This is a genomic window from Paralimibaculum aggregatum (assembly GCF_030270585.1).
GTDB lineage: Bacteria > Pseudomonadota > Alphaproteobacteria > Rhodobacterales > Rhodobacteraceae > Thermohalobaculum > Thermohalobaculum aggregatum.
In genome coordinates, this window is record NZ_BSYI01000051.1 from 1 (window position 1) to 16,479 (window position 16,479).

13 protein-coding genes and 1 pseudogene are annotated in these 16,479 nt (G+C 67.9%); 8 read left to right on the top strand and 6 right to left on the bottom strand.

Annotated features, from left to right (window positions below; all coding sequences use genetic code 11):
• Positions 1-287 (top strand): annotated as a pseudogene (locus tag QSJ97_RS25195) (ATP-binding protein); the annotation flags it as partial.
• Positions 288-495: 208 nt separating this feature from the next.
• Here QSJ97_RS25195 and QSJ97_RS21435 read toward each other — a convergent pair.
• From QSJ97_RS21435 to QSJ97_RS21455, 5 genes are read right to left on the bottom strand one after another with little or no spacing between them, the layout of a single operon-like run.
• Positions 496-1,401 carry a fumarylacetoacetate hydrolase family protein gene (locus tag QSJ97_RS21435; RefSeq protein WP_285674342.1) on the bottom strand — a complete coding sequence of 302 codons (906 nt, stop codon included), beginning with the start codon at positions 1,399-1,401 and terminating at the stop codon, positions 496-498.
• A gap of 22 nt (positions 1,402-1,423) precedes the next feature.
• Positions 1,424-2,467, bottom strand: coding sequence for an Ldh family oxidoreductase (locus QSJ97_RS21440; RefSeq protein WP_285674343.1), 1,044 nt, complete (start codon positions 2,465-2,467; stop codon positions 1,424-1,426).
• Positions 2,464-3,537 (bottom strand): thiamine pyrophosphate-binding protein, encoded by a 1,074-nt coding sequence (locus tag QSJ97_RS21445; protein ID WP_285674345.1) that lies wholly within the window; start codon positions 3,535-3,537, stop codon positions 2,464-2,466. The genes QSJ97_RS21440 and QSJ97_RS21445 overlap by 4 nt, the downstream gene beginning before the upstream one ends.
• The gene (locus QSJ97_RS21450; RefSeq protein WP_285674347.1) at positions 3,537-4,466 is read right to left on the bottom strand and encodes a ketopantoate reductase family protein; all 930 of its coding nucleotides are present in this window, start codon (positions 4,464-4,466) and stop codon (positions 3,537-3,539) included. The genes QSJ97_RS21445 and QSJ97_RS21450 overlap by 1 nt, the downstream gene beginning before the upstream one ends.
• Complete coding sequence (locus tag QSJ97_RS21455; RefSeq protein ID WP_285674349.1) at positions 4,463-6,010, bottom strand: trimethylamine methyltransferase family protein; 1,548 nt, start codon at positions 6,008-6,010, stop codon at positions 4,463-4,465. The genes QSJ97_RS21450 and QSJ97_RS21455 overlap by 4 nt, the downstream gene beginning before the upstream one ends.
• 123 nt (positions 6,011-6,133) lie before the next feature.
• On the opposite strand from QSJ97_RS21455, the gene QSJ97_RS21460 reads away from it, so the two are divergent.
• Positions 6,134-7,048, top strand: a complete 915-nt coding sequence (locus tag QSJ97_RS21460) for a LysR substrate-binding domain-containing protein (RefSeq protein ID WP_285674352.1) — start codon at positions 6,134-6,136, stop codon at positions 7,046-7,048.
• Here QSJ97_RS21460 and QSJ97_RS21465 read toward each other — a convergent pair.
• Positions 7,026-7,715, bottom strand: a complete 690-nt coding sequence (locus tag QSJ97_RS21465; RefSeq protein ID WP_285674354.1) for a Type 1 glutamine amidotransferase-like domain-containing protein — start codon at positions 7,713-7,715, stop codon at positions 7,026-7,028. The genes QSJ97_RS21460 and QSJ97_RS21465 overlap by 23 nt on opposite strands.
• A 267-nt stretch (positions 7,716-7,982) precedes the next feature.
• On the opposite strand from QSJ97_RS21465, the gene QSJ97_RS21470 reads away from it, so the two are divergent.
• The 6 genes from QSJ97_RS21470 to QSJ97_RS21495 all read left to right on the top strand — a co-directional run bounded on the left by QSJ97_RS21470 (position 7,983) and on the right by QSJ97_RS21495 (position 15,140).
• The gene (locus tag QSJ97_RS21470) at positions 7,983-9,467 is read left to right on the top strand and encodes an ABC transporter substrate-binding protein (protein ID WP_285674356.1); all 1,485 of its coding nucleotides are present in this window, start codon (positions 7,983-7,985) and stop codon (positions 9,465-9,467) included.
• Between the two features lie 70 nt (positions 9,468-9,537).
• Complete coding sequence (locus tag QSJ97_RS21475) at positions 9,538-10,497, top strand: ABC transporter permease (RefSeq protein ID WP_285674358.1); 960 nt, start codon at positions 9,538-9,540, stop codon at positions 10,495-10,497.
• The gene (locus QSJ97_RS21480) at positions 10,497-11,384 is read left to right on the top strand and encodes an ABC transporter permease (protein WP_285674359.1); all 888 of its coding nucleotides are present in this window, start codon (positions 10,497-10,499) and stop codon (positions 11,382-11,384) included. Before QSJ97_RS21475 ends, QSJ97_RS21480 begins: the two co-directional genes overlap by 1 nt.
• The gene (locus tag QSJ97_RS21485; RefSeq protein ID WP_285674361.1) at positions 11,384-13,405 is read left to right on the top strand and encodes a dipeptide ABC transporter ATP-binding protein; all 2,022 of its coding nucleotides are present in this window, start codon (positions 11,384-11,386) and stop codon (positions 13,403-13,405) included. The genes QSJ97_RS21480 and QSJ97_RS21485 overlap by 1 nt, the downstream gene beginning before the upstream one ends.
• A 500-nt stretch (positions 13,406-13,905) precedes the next feature.
• Positions 13,906-14,268: a hypothetical protein gene (locus tag QSJ97_RS21490; protein ID WP_285674362.1), complete on the top strand. Its 363-nt coding sequence runs from the start codon at positions 13,906-13,908 to the stop codon at positions 14,266-14,268.
• Positions 14,241-15,140, top strand: a complete 900-nt coding sequence (locus QSJ97_RS21495; protein ID WP_285674364.1) for a CE1 family esterase — start codon at positions 14,241-14,243, stop codon at positions 15,138-15,140. Before QSJ97_RS21490 ends, QSJ97_RS21495 begins: the two co-directional genes overlap by 28 nt.
• Positions 15,141-16,479 lie beyond the last annotated feature (1,339 nt).

Consider the following 16,479-nt stretch of genomic DNA (forward strand, 5'->3'; position numbering starts at 1 on the left):
GCCACGGCGATGGCCGCTTCCCGAGGCTGTTCAGGCAGCTTGCAAAGGCTGACCTGCTCATCCTGGACGACCGGGGCCCCGACCGACTGACCGCGCCGCAGCGCCGGGACCTCATGGAGATCGCCGAAGATCGCTATCAGGCCGGCTCCACGCGCATCACCAGCCAGCTCCCCGTCGGCGCCTGGCATGCCGTCATCGACGAGCCAACCTTCGCCGACGCCATCCTCGACCGCCTCATCCACAACGCCCACCGGCTCCCGCTCGACGGCCCGTCGCTGCGCAAGACCCGCGATGCCGGCAACCAGGAGGAGATCGAAGGACCACTCCAAACTCCCCGCCATGCGCGGCGCCGCGTCAGCGTGATGGAGCGCACGCAACGCCGCGCATGGCTCCCGCCGCGCTTGCCGGCAACCGCCTCCGACGGGAACAGGAAAACACGCTCAGACGCGCGCGCTCAGAGTGACCGGATACCCCGGAACGCCGGACCGGATGTCGTCAGAACGAGCAACCGGATGGCCCGGAATACGCATATTTATCGGTTGCTGTGCCGGCATTGCCGGTGCCTATGCGGTTCGCAAGTGTTCCAACGCCGGAAACCTCGATCTCCAACATGTCGCCGTTCATCAGGAACCGTGGCGGTACGCGGCTGCCACCCGAACCTTCCGGCGACCCCATCGCGATGACATCGCCGGGCGCGATCGGGGCGAGGTGCGAGACATAGGCAATGACCTTGGTGATCGAGAAGAACATTTCGGTCGCCGGCGCATGCTGCACGATCTGGCCGTTCAGACGCGTCGTCACGGTCATTGCTTCGGGCGCGCCGATCTCGTCAGCGGTCACCATCCACGGGCCGCACGCGCCGGATCCGGCAAAGTTCTTGCCGGCATGGACGGAATGCTTCTGCCAGCCGCGCACCGAGCCGTCGTTGAAGGCGGTGTACCCGGCGATGTGTTCATGCGCCCGGTCTGCCGGGATGTGGCGGCCGGGCCTGCCGATGATGACGGCGATCTCGCCTTCGTAGTCGAAGGTGGCGGCGGCCTCACCCGCCGGAATCTCCAGGCTCGCCCCGTGGCCGAGGATCGTGCCCGGCAGCTTGGCGAACAGGATGATGTGCTCGGGCCGCCCGACATTGGCATCCAGCGGGTAGCGTTTGGGATAGTTGATCCCGACACAGGTGGTCCGTTCGGGATCCGGCACCGGCGGCAGGAACGTCACCGTGTCAATGCCGAGGGCAGGCTGGTTCCGACAGTGCTCGGCGAGCGCCGCAACGGACCCGGCTGCGAGCACCGACCGCAGCGACGGAAACCGGGTCTTGAATGCCTCTTCGACGGGACGGAGGCTGTCGCCCTCGACCAGGCCGTACCAGGGGTCGTCCTTCCAGAGGAAACTCGCGATCTTCATGCCTCAGCCTTTCGCATGTTTGCTAGGCGACCCCGAGCGATCGCGCCAGTTCGGTGATCTGTGCCCATGTTGCCTCGGGTATCGCGATGGCGCCCTTCGCGGCGGCGCGATGCTCGCGCTCGCGCTCGCCGGGGATTTCCACCCTGTCGAAGCCTGGCGCGGGCGGGCAGGTTCGCAGCTCCTCGAGGATCTCTTCGGCGACGACGGTCAGACGGGATGCAGAGCGATAGCGCGCCGGGTCGATCGCGATCAGGAGCCAGTTGCATTCGACCGACACGGGGCCAAGCAGGGCCTCGCCGATCAACTCGCCCATCAGCGCGAGAGCGAAGCCCTTGTGACCGCCCGAGGGCAGGATGGCGCCGCCGTCGAAATAGTCCTCGGGGTCGCGGGTCGGCCGCCCCTCCCGGTCGATCAGGCAGCCCTCCGGCAGCAGCGCCCCGGCGGAGCGGGCGGCATAGATCCAGCCCCCGGCGATCTTCGATGTGGCGAAGTCCAGAACGACCGGCCCGTGCGCGCCTCCGGGGGCACCGATGCACCATGGATTGGTCGGCAGCATCGCCCGTGCACCGCCATGCGGAGCGACCTGCCGCCACTTCTGGCGATTTCCCCCACCCATGAGGAAGGTCAGGAAGCCGCTTTGCGCCGCATCGTCGGCAAAGGCCCCGTGGCGCCCGGTATGGCCGCAGTTGCGGATGGCAATCGCGGCGATCCCCCTCTCCTGGGCTAGTCGGCAGCCTTCGTCGAAGGCGAGCCGCATCGCCGGAATGCCGATCCCGCCCCCGCCGTCGACCTCATGCGCGCCCAGTTCCGTCTCGCGGCAGACCGGCGCGACCCCGGCGGTCAGATCGCCCTCGCGGATCTGGGCGGCATATTGCAGAACCCGCATCACGCCATGGCTCTCCATGCCGCACAGGCTGGTGTCCGCCAGATGTTCGCCAACCTGGCGCGCCACGTCCGCGCTCGCGCCCAGCGCCCGGAAGATCGCCTCGACCCGGGCCGCGGCCTCGGTGGCCATGATCGTGACGCGCGGGCCCCTGAGTTCGAGTTTCGATCGCGTTCCGGTCACGGCAGCACCTTTGAGACATTTCCACGCGCGCCTGCCGGAGCGGCCACTGTCAGCCCGACCATTCGACAATAGCCGTGGTCGGACAGGCGACGTCGAACGCCGGCGGAAACGCTTCTACGGAAGCCCGTTGCGCCATCCACTCGGGTCCCGTGGCGAAGGCAGGCCCCGGCCGGTGCGGCGATGTCCGGTCCGATCCCTTCGACCCCGACGCGGAAAGTGTCCCGATTGCGCAGATCTCCGCGGATCCGGTTCGGGTTGCCATGTTCCGGGATGACGATGGGCATCGCCAGCCGCGCCTCGGCCACAGTCTCGAGCCTTGGCATGGGAACCCTCGAGCGGCTGTCCCCGGCCAGACCGGTGCGCGGTGCGCCCTGCGCCCTGGCCGCTACGGTGAGGCCGGACACTGCGCCGACGTTGACATCGCCGAACAGGACCATCGGACGGAGCGAGGCCCGGTGCATCCGCGCCGCCTCGTAAGCCTCGTTGGGCGATGGAGCATGACGGTGTGGCAGGGTAACGGGTTCCCGGTTCTCTTCCACGATCCCGACTTGAACGCCGTGCCGCGGCGAGATGTGACACGGGCGCGGGCACTGGCTCGAAAGGATGGAACGGACGCGGGCGAGCAGTCCGAAACCATCCGCTACCCGTCGTGCCGCTGCCGAACCGGCGCAGAGCGGTACGGTCATGCGCTCCTGTTCAGCGATCTCGGGGAGTAAACACCAGCTTCGGCCAATGGATATCGCCTCTGGCCTAGTCGAGATCAGGAGCGTCGGCAGGTTGTGGGAATGGCACTGACCAAGCGCGGTCGCGCCGCGGCCCGAGATGACCACCGCCACACCGATCTTGCCTGCCGCCCGCGCCCGGCCCTCGACCGTGACACCCGCACCCTGTCCGTTGCGTGCCTGAACATGGGAGACCGCGCCGGCGTTTCGCTCGGCTGGCATCCCCGCGCAATGGCCGAGCGGGTGGAAACCGGGCGCGCCAGAGGCGGTCCTGGCGCCGTTTCCCGCAAGATGCCGCATCGGCGCTTCGCCGCAGGCCATGCCTTGTCCGGCGCTTTCCGCCTTCATCAGCCCGGTCTTCCGAAATCCGCCTCGCGGGCGCGGATGACGGCGGTGAGCGTCTGGTTGTAGGGGGCCGCCAGCCCGTGCCGGGCTGCGACGACAGGCACCATGCCGTTGATCGCGTCGATTTCCGAGAGCTTGCCCGCCCGGTGATCCAGTGCCAGCGAGGGCCGCGCCTTGGGCATCGACTGCCCGAAGGCCAAGGCATAGGCGACAGGGTCGTCGAAGCTGAAGGCGATCCCCTCGGATCGCCCGGCATCATGGGCTTCGCGCGCGCAGCCTGCGGCGATGGCCCATAGGGCCGCGTCACCCATCACCTCGCCCAGGGTCCGGTCGAAGACCGCGCAGGGGGCCGAGAAGGTGACGTTGCAGATGAATTTTTCCCAGACCAGCTGGTTGATGTCGGGGAAGGCGCGCACGTTGAACCCCGCGCCGCGCCAGATATCTGCCAGTCGCTCCAGCCGGTCGGTCATGCCGCCGGCGATCTCGCCCACGCGGATCAGCTTCATGGCGTTGTGATGGGCGTGGCCCGGCCCCGTCATCGACGCGCCGAACCCGTCTGCGACCCCGAGCAGCACGTTGTCGGTGCCCACATGCGCGGCGATCCGTTCGGCGGCGCCGAGACCGTTCTGAATCGTCAGGATCAGCGCATCGCCTGCATAGGGCTGGATCACCCGGGCCGCCTCGCCGACAGCGCTCGCCTTGGTGGCCAGCACGAACAGCTCTGCCCCCTCGGTCTCCGAGGCATCCGTGGTGGCGCGAATGCCCTGCACCAGGCGGTCGCCGCTCACCCCCGACAGCCGCAACCCTGCGCCGTTGATCGCCTCGACATGGTCCTGCCAGGGATCGACGGCGATGACCTCGTGGCCCGCCTCGGCAAAATGCGCCGCGTAGACGGACCCCATGGCCCCTGTGCCAATGACTGCGATCTTCATGCCGGCCTCATTGCGTCTTCTGGGAGTCGGATATCGAACTCGGCCCTGATCGCCGCCTCCGTTGCTGGCGGGATCGGCGCCGGGAAATGCGTCTCGAGGATCTCCCGGGCGCGCGCCCGGGCAGGTTGCCTGATATCCGGCGCGCCCGCCGCCTGCCATTCCTCGGGAGCGCGCCGGTCGGCGATCTGCGGGTAGAGGAAATCGCTCTGCATTCGCGCCAGGGTGTCGGCATGGCCGAGGAAATGCCCGGCGCCGCGCACCACCTCGCCGATCGCCTCCGCCGACAGCGTGGCCGCGTTGACCTCGATCGGTGCCATCGTGCGCAGGATCGCGCCCAGCATCTCGTTGTCGATGACATAGCTCTCGAACGAGCAGCCCATGAGCCCTGCCTGCATGCCACAGGCCTGGGTGATCATGTTGGCCCCGGTCTGCGCCGCGATGTTCACCGAGAGGCATTTCTCATAGCCGCTCTGGGCATCCGCGATCTTGCTGTCCGTCGCGCCTGCGATGGTCGAGTTTGGCAGGCCGTAGTGCTGCGCTATCTGGACGACGGCCGCAGTCAGAACCGCCTGTTCGCCGGCGCCGCCGGCCATGCCGCCGGTGCGCAGGTCCGTAACCATCGGCCGCGGCCCGAATGTCACCTTCGCCGCCGGGTCGAGCGTCCAGGCAAAGACCACGCCAGCCAGCGTTTCGGCGATGGTCTGGGCGACGCACCCCGCGATGGTTACCGGGGAAGACGCGCCCATCTGGCCGAACGTGTTGACATGCGCGGGAATGCCGAGACGCACCGCCTCCGCCAGAACCGCGCAGGCATCTCCGGAAAACCGCAGCGGCGGCACCACATGATTGATGTTCAGCGACAGGAATGGCCGCTCGCGGAAGGCCGCCTCGGACCCGGCGATCAGGTGGCACATGCGGGCGATGGCACGGACATGCGCGGCATCGTGAGCCGAGACGATCACGTGCTTCGTGGTCCCGGCGAGCGATGCGAAGGCCGTGTTGATGTCCAGAGCCTCGGGCTCCTCGACATCGCAGGCCACGACCGGGCGCGCGAAGAAGTGAATGTTCTCAAGCCGATCCACCAGCCGCGAGGCGTCGAAGAGGTCGCGGAGGGTGGACGGCCGGTAGGTGTCCGTCTCGAGATCGACAACCATTGGTGCGGCGCCGCCGGTGCCGACATAGACGCGGCTATGGGACAGGACCAGGTCATGGCCGGGGTCGCGCGCGGGCAGCATCAGCGACCGCGGCAATTCCTCGATGGCCCGTTCGACCATTTCGGGCGGAAACGTCAGTCGCCCGTCGCCAGCCAGGCGCCCACCGGCCTCCAGAACACTCGCGGCAACAAGATCCGGCGCATCGGACATGCCGACGGTTGCCAGAATGTCGAGGGCCGCAGCATGGATCGCGTCGCGTTCGCTGCTGTCGAGCGGCGCGTATCGTCCGCCGCTGACCGCCGTCGAAGCCCGGACGGCCGGGGCGTCGTCGCGCGACCGTCGTCTCCGCCTTCCGGCTCTGGCGTCACTGTCGGCGATCTTGCTTTGCAACACCTGGGCTCCCGATTTCGTCGCTCACCAGCGCCAGCCTTTGCCTTGAACCGGGAAGCCGACAAATGACTATTCGGGCCCGCATGGATTAAGTAATGTTGCGTCATATCGTGGAGAGCCGCATTGAGCATACCGACCCGCCGACTGCCGCTGACCGCGCTACGCACCTTCGAAGCGGCAGCGCGGCGGCTGAGTTTCAAGGATGCCGCCGACGAGCTCTGCGTCAGCGCAACGACCGTTTCCAACCAGATCCGCCAGCTTGAACGCGACTGGGGCGTGCCGCTCTTCGTGCGCAAGACACGGGCCGTTGTCCTGACCGATGCCGGGCGCTCGCTTTCGGGTGTCCTGGCCAAGGCCTTCTCCGACATCCGCGAGGAGATCGACGCCCATATCCACACACCTGCCAAGACCGTCACGCTCGCCGTCGGGCCGATCTTCGGGGCGCGCTGGCTGATCCCGAGGCTCGGCAGGTTCCGGGCGCAGAATCCGAAGATCGAGCTGATCCTCCAGCACGGGCCTCGCATCACCGGTATCGAGACGATGCCAACGCCGGTCGCGATCGACTGGGGGACCGGCAGCTGGACGGGCATGGAGGCGCGCCTGCTGTTCCGCATCGTCTATGCGCCGATGGCGGCACCTGCGCTCATCGGCCGGCTCGGCGGCCTGGACACGCCCGTCGATCTCGCGCGCTATCCGGTCATTCACCAGCATGATCGCGGTGAATGGCAGGCATGGCTGAAGCTAGCCGGGGTTCAGGGATTGAAGTTCCAGGAAGAGACGATCGTCACCGACAGCAACGTCGTGGCGCAGGCGGCGCTGGATGGTCAGGCGGTCGCGTTGGGCGTCTTCCCGTTCATGCAGGCCGATGTCGATGCGGGTCGCCTGATCCGGCCTTTCGCCACCGATCTGCATCCGGAACGGGCATATCACATCCTGACCCGTCCGAATGCGAGGCAGACCCCGGAGATCCGGGCCGTCTGCGACTGGATCGAGGCGGAAGCGGCGGCGATGACAGTCAGGCCGGTGGCAGGGGAGTGAGCTGCGCCCCATTTCCCGTCCGTTCCGCGCGCCAGACGCCCGATCCGGGGCGGACCACGATCGCCGATGCTGCGCCGTTCGCGGCCAGAGCGAGCCCGGCGCCATCGCCGATCGCGAAACCAGCGGAAATCTTCCCCTCGGCAATGTGCCGGCGATAGGCATCCGCCCTTGCCGGCTCCGTGGTGAAATGCGGGCAGCAACTGCCAGGGAACAGGCCCAGCCCGTCCAGGGGGCGATATCCGCTTCCCGCTCCGTCCCAGAGCGCCTGATCGAACCAGCAGACCGCGCCGGCGCTTACGCCGCTGACCACGACGCCGGCCCGGGCGGCTGCGCAGAGCACGGCATCGATGCCTGTCTCGTGCCAGCTTCGCAGCATGCGCTCGGTATGCCCGCCGCCGACATAGATCGCGTCAAGACCGCCCGCCCAGTTGGCCGCCTCGGCCGCGGTCGCCCGCATCGGCAGGTGCCGCACATCCGCGCCAAGGTTGCCGAAACGGTGCACGACCCGCGCAAGCCGCTCGGGATCGTCGGAGCTCGCGGTGCCGATATAGCCGATCCGCGGCACGGACCGAAGGCACGACATCAGGAACGTCTCGAGCTCCGGGTCGGCGCCATGTGTCACCCCGCCGCCGCCGAAGAGCACTGCCCGGATCGTCGCTGAAGTCATGTGGGTTTCCCTACCGCCGCGTCCCGGTGGATCATAGCATTTCAGAATGTTTGGGCCAGAGAGCGCGATCTGACCCCGCGTCGCGGCTTCGCGAAACCCTGCAACGGCCTCAGCATGAAGTTTTCTTTGTCTATCGCCCGGATTTTTGTCGCTTGTCAGAAATGGCCTGCGGTGCGGAGGCTTCTGGCAACCAGTTTGGCCGAACCGGTGGCCTGCCAGGATGGCCGTCTGCCACGAACGCCGGTCGAAATCAGGGAGGAGAACTGAATGAAAAGACGACTGATCTCGGCCTGCGTGGCCGCACTTGCCATGGCAGGCACCGCGATGGCCGAGCCCAAGGGCACGTTCCGGCAGGCGCATGAAACCGGCTCGGGCGCCCAGTCGAGCCTCGACCCGATCGCCAAGGGCCGGGTGTTCCAGATCACCGAGAAGCTGATGAGCCGGCTGGTGCGGCCGGACATGGACGGCAAGCCCTCGCCGGACCTCGCGGTAAGCTGGGAAGCGAACGAGGACGCGACCGAGTGGACGCTGATGCTGCGCGAGGGCGTGACGTTCCACGACGGCTCCGACTTCGACGCGGCGGATGTCGTCTATTCGCTGAACCGGGTGCTCGACCCGCAGGGTGACAGCCCGGCGCGATCGGCGGTGAAGATGATCACGAAGGTCGAGGCGGTCGACCCGATGACGGTGAGGCTGACGCTCGACACGCCCTTCGCCGACATGCCGCTTCAGCTCATGGACTACCGGCTCCGCATGATCCCGGAAGGCTCGGGCGACACGATTGCATCGACCGGGATCGGCACTGGGCCCTTCAAGCTCGAGAAGTTCGATGCGCAGGGCACGACCGTGCTCGTCGCCAACATGGACTACTTCGAAGGCCCGCCGGGCGTGGCGCGGATGGAGATCATCGGCATCCCGGACGGGCAGGCGCGGCTTCAGGCGCTGCTCGGCGGCCAGATCGACATGGAAAGCGGGATCACCCCGCAGCAGCGGGTGATGTTCGACGCCTCGGACAGGTTCTACATCCAGGAAGTGCCGACGGGGAACTGGCGCGGGTTCGTGTTCCGTACGGATGTCGAGCCGTTCTCCGATCCCCGGGTTCGCAAGGCGGTACGCCTGACCGCCGATCGCGAGGCGCTTCTGGCGCTGGTCGAGGGCGGCAACGGCACGATCGCCTGCGACACGCCGGTGGGGCCGACCGACCAGTACCGCGCCGAGATGTCGTGCCCGCAGGACATCGAGGGCGCCAGGGCGCTGCTCGCCGAGGCCGGGTTCGCCGACGGGATCGACGTGGATATCCATGTCGCGACGCTCGAGCCGACCTGGCCCGCGATGGCCGAGGCCTATCAGGCACAGGCGGCCGAGGCGGGCATCCGCGTCAACATCGTGCAGGTGCCGAGCGATGGCTTCTGGTCCGAGGTCTGGATGAAGAAGGACGTGGTCGTGACGCGCTGGAACGAGCGTCCGGCCGACCAGGCGCTGCACGAGATCTACCTGTCGACGGCCAAGTGGAACGAAAGCTACTACAAGGACGAGGCCTTCGACGCGATGCTGGCCGATGCCCGGCGCGAGCTGGACTTCGACAAGCGCAAGGCACTCTACGTGAAGGCGCAGGAGCATCTGCAGGAAACTGCGGGCACGCTGATCCCCTACCACGTCACCAAACTCATCGGCGTGACCTCGCGGGTCCAGAACCTCGATCCGGTCGAGAACATGTCGATCCGCTGGTACAAGATCACCGTCGCCGAATGACAACCTGACAACCTCGATGGCCGGGGCGCGCTTGGCCGCGTTCCGGCCCTGTCGCTTGCGGAGGTTCCCGATGCTCAGAATGCTCGTTCGGCGGCTGGCCCTGGGGGCGATCACCGTTTTTCTGGTGTCGCTCATCATCTTCGCCGGTGTCGAGATCCTGCCGGGCGATGCGTGCACCGCCTTCCTCGAGCGCGAGGCACAGGGCCAGCTGCTGGAAAACTGCCGGCAGGAGCTGGGGCTGAAGCGCCCGGCCTCCGAGCGCTATCTGGAATGGGCGGCCGGTGCCCTGACCGGCGATCTCGGGGTCTCGGCAAACGGGCAGAAGCCGATCTCGGAGCTTGTCGGCTACCGCCTGCGCAACACGCTTCTCCTGGCCTCCTGCTCGATGCTCGTCGGCGTGCCGCTGGCGCTCCTTCTTGGCGTGGTCGCCGCGCTCTGGCGCGACCGGCTGGCGGACCTCGCAATCTCCACCATCGCGATCGGGGCGATGACAATCCCCGAATTCGTTTCGGCCACCATACTCATTCTGATCTTCTCGGTCTGGCTCGGCTGGATCCCCGGCATCGTCCTGACCTCGGCCGATGCACCGGTGGCGGAATTCTTTCCCGAGATCCTTCTGCCGATGATGGTCCTGACATTCGTCATGACCGCTCACATCCTGCGCACGGTCCGGTCTTCGGTGATCGAGGCGATGGCCTCGGACTATGCGCAGATGGCGACGCTGAAGGGCGTGCCCTACTGGCGGATCGTCTTCCGGCACGTCCTGCCGAACGCGCTCCTGCCCGCGATCAATGTCGTGGCCCTGACCATCGCCTGGCTTCTCGGCGGCGTCGTCGTGATCGAGACCGTGTTCAACTATCCCGGCCTCGGGCGCATGATGATCGACTCGATCTCCGACCGGGACCTTCCGGTGACGCAGGCGATCGCGCTGATCATCGCCTCTGTCTATGTCGGCGTGAACCTCGCTGCCGACCTCCTGACCATGATCGCCAATCCGCGCCTGCGCACGATGCACATGAGGAAGGGCTGATGGCTGTCGCAAGCATCCATCGCCGCCCATCCTTCACCGCGCGCTTCGTCGGCGTGACCGCCGACATCACCGCGCGGCCCTCCGGCGCGATCGGCCTCGGACTCGTCACCTTCCACCTGATGCTCGCGATCTTCGGGCCGTGGCTCGCGCCCTACGACTACAAGGCGGTCGACGCAAACCTGATCCTTCAGGGCCCCTCCGGGCTGCACTGGTTCGGCACCGACCATCTCGGCCGCGATACGTTCAGCCGAACGCTTCTCGGCGGACGAGAGGCGATACTCGTCACCGGCATCGCCACGCCCATCGCGGTGCTCTGGGGCGGGTTCGTCGGCATCTTCTTCGGTCTCGTCGGCGGCAAGATCGACGACGTGCTGATGCGGGTTGTCGATGCCTTCCTGTCGCTGCCGTGGATCCTGAAGATGCTGCTGCTGATCGTGACCTTCGGCACCGGGATCGAGGTCCTGATCCCGACGCTCGCCTTCTTCTACGGCATCCCGGTGATCCGCATCGCCCGCGCCGCCACCCATGACGTCGTGGCCCGCGACTTCGTGCAGGCCGCCCGCGCCCGGGGGCATGGCAAGATGACGATCATCCGGAGCGAGCTTCTCCCGAATGTCCGCGACGCGTTGCTGGTCGAGGGCGCGATGCGCTGGTCCTGGATGCTGCTCGCATTCTCGTCGCTGTCGTTCCTCGGCTTCGGGGTCTCGCCGCCCACGCCGGACTGGGGGCTGATGATCGCCGATGCGCGGGGCTACATGTCCTTCGCGCCGTCCGGCGTGCTGGCGCCGGTGCTCGGGCTGTCCTCGCTCATCATCGGCATCAACCTGACGGCAGACGCGCTGGCCAAGGCGCTCGGGATCGACCGCGCGCAGAAGGCTCCTGTGTGATGAAGGATACGATGACAGTGGATCCTCTCATTCGGGTCCGGGACCTCTCCATCGGTTTCACCGGGCGCTCGGGCATCACCTTGCCGGTCCTGCGCAACATCGACGTCGCGGTCCGCCCGGGCGAGAGCCTAGGCCTTGTCGGCGAAAGCGGCTCCGGCAAGTCGACACTGGCGCTGGCCATGATGGGCTATCTCAAGCACGGGCTGAGGGTGATCGGTGGCGAGGCGCGCTATGCCGGGCTCGACATGTTCGCGCTGACCCGCAGGGAACTGGAGGGGATCCGCGGCGGGCGACTTGCGCTCATCCCGCAGAATTCCGGCCAGTCCCTGACGCCGACGCTCAGGATCGGCGCGCAGCTTTCCGAGGCACTGAGGCTCCACTCGAAACTGCCCGAGGGCGAACATGCCGTGCGCGTGGTCGAGCTTCTGGAACAGGTGCGCCTGCCCGATCCTTCGGCAATCGCAGGGCGCTATCCGCACGAACTGTCGGGAGGCCAGCAGCAGCGCGCCGCCATCGCGATGGCGCTCGCAGGCGAACCCGAAGCGCTGCTTCTCGACGAACCCACGACCGGTCTCGATGTCACGACGCAGGCGCATGTTCTCGAGCTTCTGCGCGATCTCGCCGCCGAGACCGGCATGGCGATGGTCTATGTCAGCCATGACCTCGGGGCCATCGCGCGGGTCTGCGACCGGGTCGTCGTGATGTATGCCGGCGAGGCCGTGCTCGAGGGCACCACGCGCGAGGTACTGCGCAATCCGCGCCATCCCTATGCGCGTGGGCTGCTCGCCTCGATCCCCAAGCTGGCCGACGCCCGGCTGCCCCTGGCGCTCGACGGTCGTCCGCCGGCTCCGGGGCAGGCGGGTGCTGGCTGCGCCTTCGTCCAGCGCTGCGCGATCGCCGGCGAGGGCTGCCGGACGGCGCGGCCCGAACTCGCGACACTGCCCTCGGGCGCCCGCGTGCGCTGCCATCACGCCGATCGCGTGGGCAGCCTGCCTGCCCGCGCTCCCGCCGAAACCGGGCGGCGCGTGATCGCCGAGAGCGACGCCATCCTTTCGCTCGGCGATCTCTCGATCAGCTATGCCCGGCCGGGTATCCTCGACCAGCTCTTCGGCCGCAGACCGACGGCGACGCCCACCGTCGACGGGATCACGATCGCGCTTGCGAAGGGCGAGACGCTCGGCCTCGTCGGAGAAAGCGGTTCGGGCAAGTCGACCATCCTGAAGGCGGTCGCGGGACTGCTCCCGCCGGCGGGCGGGCGGATCGAGCTGGCCGGCGATGGTGCGCTGCCGCCGCTGGTCGACGATCGCCGCCCGGACCAGCTGCGCCGCGTGCAGCTGATCTTCCAGAACCCGGACGAAAGCCTCAATCCCCGCCAGACCATCGCCGAGATCCTGGCCCAGCCGCTCAGGCTCTATTTCGGACTCTCCGGCGAAGCGCTGCGGCAGCGCACCGAGGCGCTTCTGGAAAGCGTCCGTCTTGGCGCCCATTACATGGATCGCCTGCCGAGCCAGCTTTCGGGCGGCGAGAAACAGCGGGTCGCGGTGGCCCGCGCCTTCGCTGCAGAACCCGATCTCGTGCTCTGCGACGAGGTGACGTCCGCGCTCGACGTCTCCGTCCAGGCGGCGGTGCTGGATCTGCTCGACCAGCTCCGCCGAAGCCGGAACACGGCCTATGTCTTCGTCAGTCACGACCTTGCCGTGGTGCGCGCGCTCTCGGACCGGGTGGCGGTCCTCTACCAGGGCCGTCTGTGCGAGATCGGGCCGGCCGCCGCGGTCTATGCGGCACCTTCGCATCCCTATACCGAGGTTCTTCTCGGTGCGGTCCTCGAACCGGACCCGGATACCGCGCCAAGGCTCACCGCGGCCGATATCCCCGAGCGATCGCCGCCGGCGCGCGGCTGCCCGTTCCAGCGCCGATGTCCGCGCAAGCTGGGCCCACAATGCGACACCGACATGCCGCCATGGCGCCGGGGCAAGGGCGGCCACTCCATCCGTTGCCACATCCCGCACGAGCAGCTGTAGCCGTACCGGCCAGTCTGGAGCGCTGGCTGCGGGAGAGGGGGCCTTTGAGCCTGGTCGCCGGAACCGGCAGGGCGACGGCACGGCCACGAGCGGTGGAGACCCGGGGATTTTTGTCGACCGGGCGCAGACGGTCACGGATGAGATGTTCCGGGCCTTGTCCGGGTTTGGTGTGCGATGTCCTCAACGCTGGCGGCCCGTCTGCCCTCTGGCACTTCACGCTACGGGGCGGGTGCGGTTTCGAGGCAGAGGCACCGGCGGAAATTGCCGGCAGGGTTTGCGAGTCCGATCCTGTGCGCGCCCTTGCGATGCCGATTGCGCGCAGGAAGAGCCCCACCTCCTCACCCGGCAGACCGTTTAGACCAGATCAGCGCATGGATGACCCGCCAATCGATCTAACAAGCCTGGATCGCGATCTGGAACCCTGCTTCTGGCGGATCGAATTGGTATCCCTGTCCAGGGAATGGTAGGGTGTTCCACTGAATACGCGTGGAGCAAGCGGAATGAAAATCCTGATTGTCCACCTGATTCTTGTCGCGGCAATGGGGGCGCCTGCGACCGCCGATACGGTGTCCGAAATTGCCGCTGCTGGCGAGAAGCGCGATGAGGACTTCAATTCGGGCGACGCGGCGCGCATGTTTCGCGCGTTCCTGCAGGCCGGGTTCAGCGACGAGACCTCGACCATTGAGAACCTGGAGATCGTTCCTGACGATACGGCAATCGAAGTGTTCTGGGACGAGGTCAGCAGGACGACGAAATCGGGCGAAATGCATCGTGAGTTCGACAAGAACCTGCGGGTCTGGCGCAGGGGCGGCGATGGTATCCGGCGGGTGCACCGGTGGAGCTTCAGCAGCCTGCCGAATTGATGGCTCGCCGCGCGCCGAGATCGCTACCGGGGCAATGCGCGTTACTCCGCAGGCTCGTTCTTCTCGGGGCCGTGCTCCTGTCCGCCGGTGCCGCGCGGGCGCTCGACTGCGGCGGGGACACCCGGCCCTGCAGGATCGCCTCCGGCGAGTATCACATCGCCGTGCCCGACGGATGGCAGGGCGGGCCGGCCGTCATCTTTCTGCATGGCTATGGCGGCACCGGCGCCAAGGTCATCCGCAACACCGACCTGGTGAAGCGGTTCACGGGGCGAGGCTACGCGGTGATTGCACCGACCGCCCTGCCATGGCGCGACGGCAAGCCGGCCGACTGGGCACTTCGCGACGGATGGCTGACCTATCCGCGCAACGATGTCCGCTTCATCCGCGACGTGCTGGCGGATGCCGTGGCCCGTGCGACGCTGGACCCGGACCGGGTGCTGCTGACCGGGTTCTCCCGAGGCGGGTCGATGGTGTGGGAGGTCGCTTGCCTGACCCCGAGCCTTGTCCGCGGATACGCGCCGATCGCCGGCGGCTTCTGGCTGCCGGCGACCGGGGACTGCGCCGGGCCGGTGAACATGCTCCACATTCACGGGTTCGCCGACAAGGTGGTGCCGCTCGAGGGGCGCAGGATCGAGAACCCGGAATTCGGCAGCTTCACCCAGGCCGATATCTGGCAGGGGCTGAAACTCTGGCGGAGCGAGAATGGCTGCCCGAGCAATCCCGCGAGCCATGAGGTGACCAGCGATTTCTGGCGCAAGCGTTGGGGCTGCGACACCGGCAGCCTCGAGCTTGTGCTGCACGGTGGCGGGCATCGTCTCCCGAAGGGCTGGGCCGGGATCGTGCTCGACTGGTTCGAGGGCCTCGGCAACTGAAGCCAAGGCGCCGCTTCCGTGGCGGGTCTGCAGGGTGCCATCCGGGAGCCATGTCCGACCGCGGAGGGCGCGGCCCGGTCGGGCGGTGCGGGCTTCGGCGCCGAGATCGGCGCCGCCGGTGAACCCGCTGTCCTCGACGGCAAGAGGCAACCGGTTCGCGCCCGGCGCAGTTCCCCGAAGCGGCGCGATGAGGTGCGAATGTCATGAGCCTGGCGGCCTTGTGCGGCGGGGCGTCCCAGGTCCGGGCGGTCCGGTACCTGACGGTAGCGATGACACTCGCGGTGCGGTGTGCCGCGCGCGAACGATCCCGCTGCCCGGCGGGGAAATCGAAGACGGTCAGCAAGGCGTCGCGGTGCTTCACTCGGCAGACGACGACCTTGGCGCCGTGTTCCCGGGCGGAAGCCTGTAAGGCCACCCCGGCGACAGCGCGGGTCTCGGCCTGCCAGAAGTTGCGCAGGCCAGACTTCACCGTGTGCGCCATGGCTGTCGGGAACGCGTTCTGCGGGCTGGCGGTCAGGTGGCCCCCGTATCTCCGTTGCCGCGCTCCGGCGAAGATCCCGTCGAGGGCCGCACGGAACCCGAACGAGCCATCGTCCACGGTGCTCTCGCGCTTGCTGCCGAGGAAGCTGGCGGGCTCCTTCCTCCCCTATGGCGTCGCGCGGATCACGGCAATCATGCATGCCCCGGGGGGGCCGTCCGGGCCTGGAGATGGGCGCTGTCCGCCGAGATGCTGACGTATCGGCGCGCCTAGCGATCGGGGCGCTGCCGGCGCTCTTGCCCAGCTCCCGCCCGGTCGAGAGGCAGGTGACGACGCCCGGCGCCGCGTTTGGCAAGCCCGCGCCGGGGAGCGCAGTGAGCGTCCCACGGACGTCGCCGGCGGAGACGCGCGCCAGCTTGGGACCGGCAGCAGCTCATCGATGCCTGTGGAACGGCGGGCCCAATTCGGCAGCATGCGCAACGGGAACCGCACCTTGCCCTCTGGGCCTGCCGCCGGGCGGCTGCGCGGCCCTTCCGGATCGACCGCGGCACCGTTGCGCAGACGAACGCGAGCCCGGCGCCGCCAGGATGCCGGACGAAGATCCCGGCACGCATTATGAGGCTGGCGGATCGCGGTGCTGTCATCGGGCAGGCCCCGGACGGCGGCAGGGGGCACCGCCGAAGCCGTGCCCTGGTGCCCGGCGAACTTTCGGGCGTTCTCGTGAGGTGCGCGGGGGTCGTGGCGGCCGTGCCATGTTGCGCGGCGATGCGAGAGCCCGGCGGCCGGCGGCGGTGAAATACAAGGGTGGCGTCGAAGGCAGGGCGGACGTCACGCAGTGCAGGCTTGCGGTACCGATCCCGC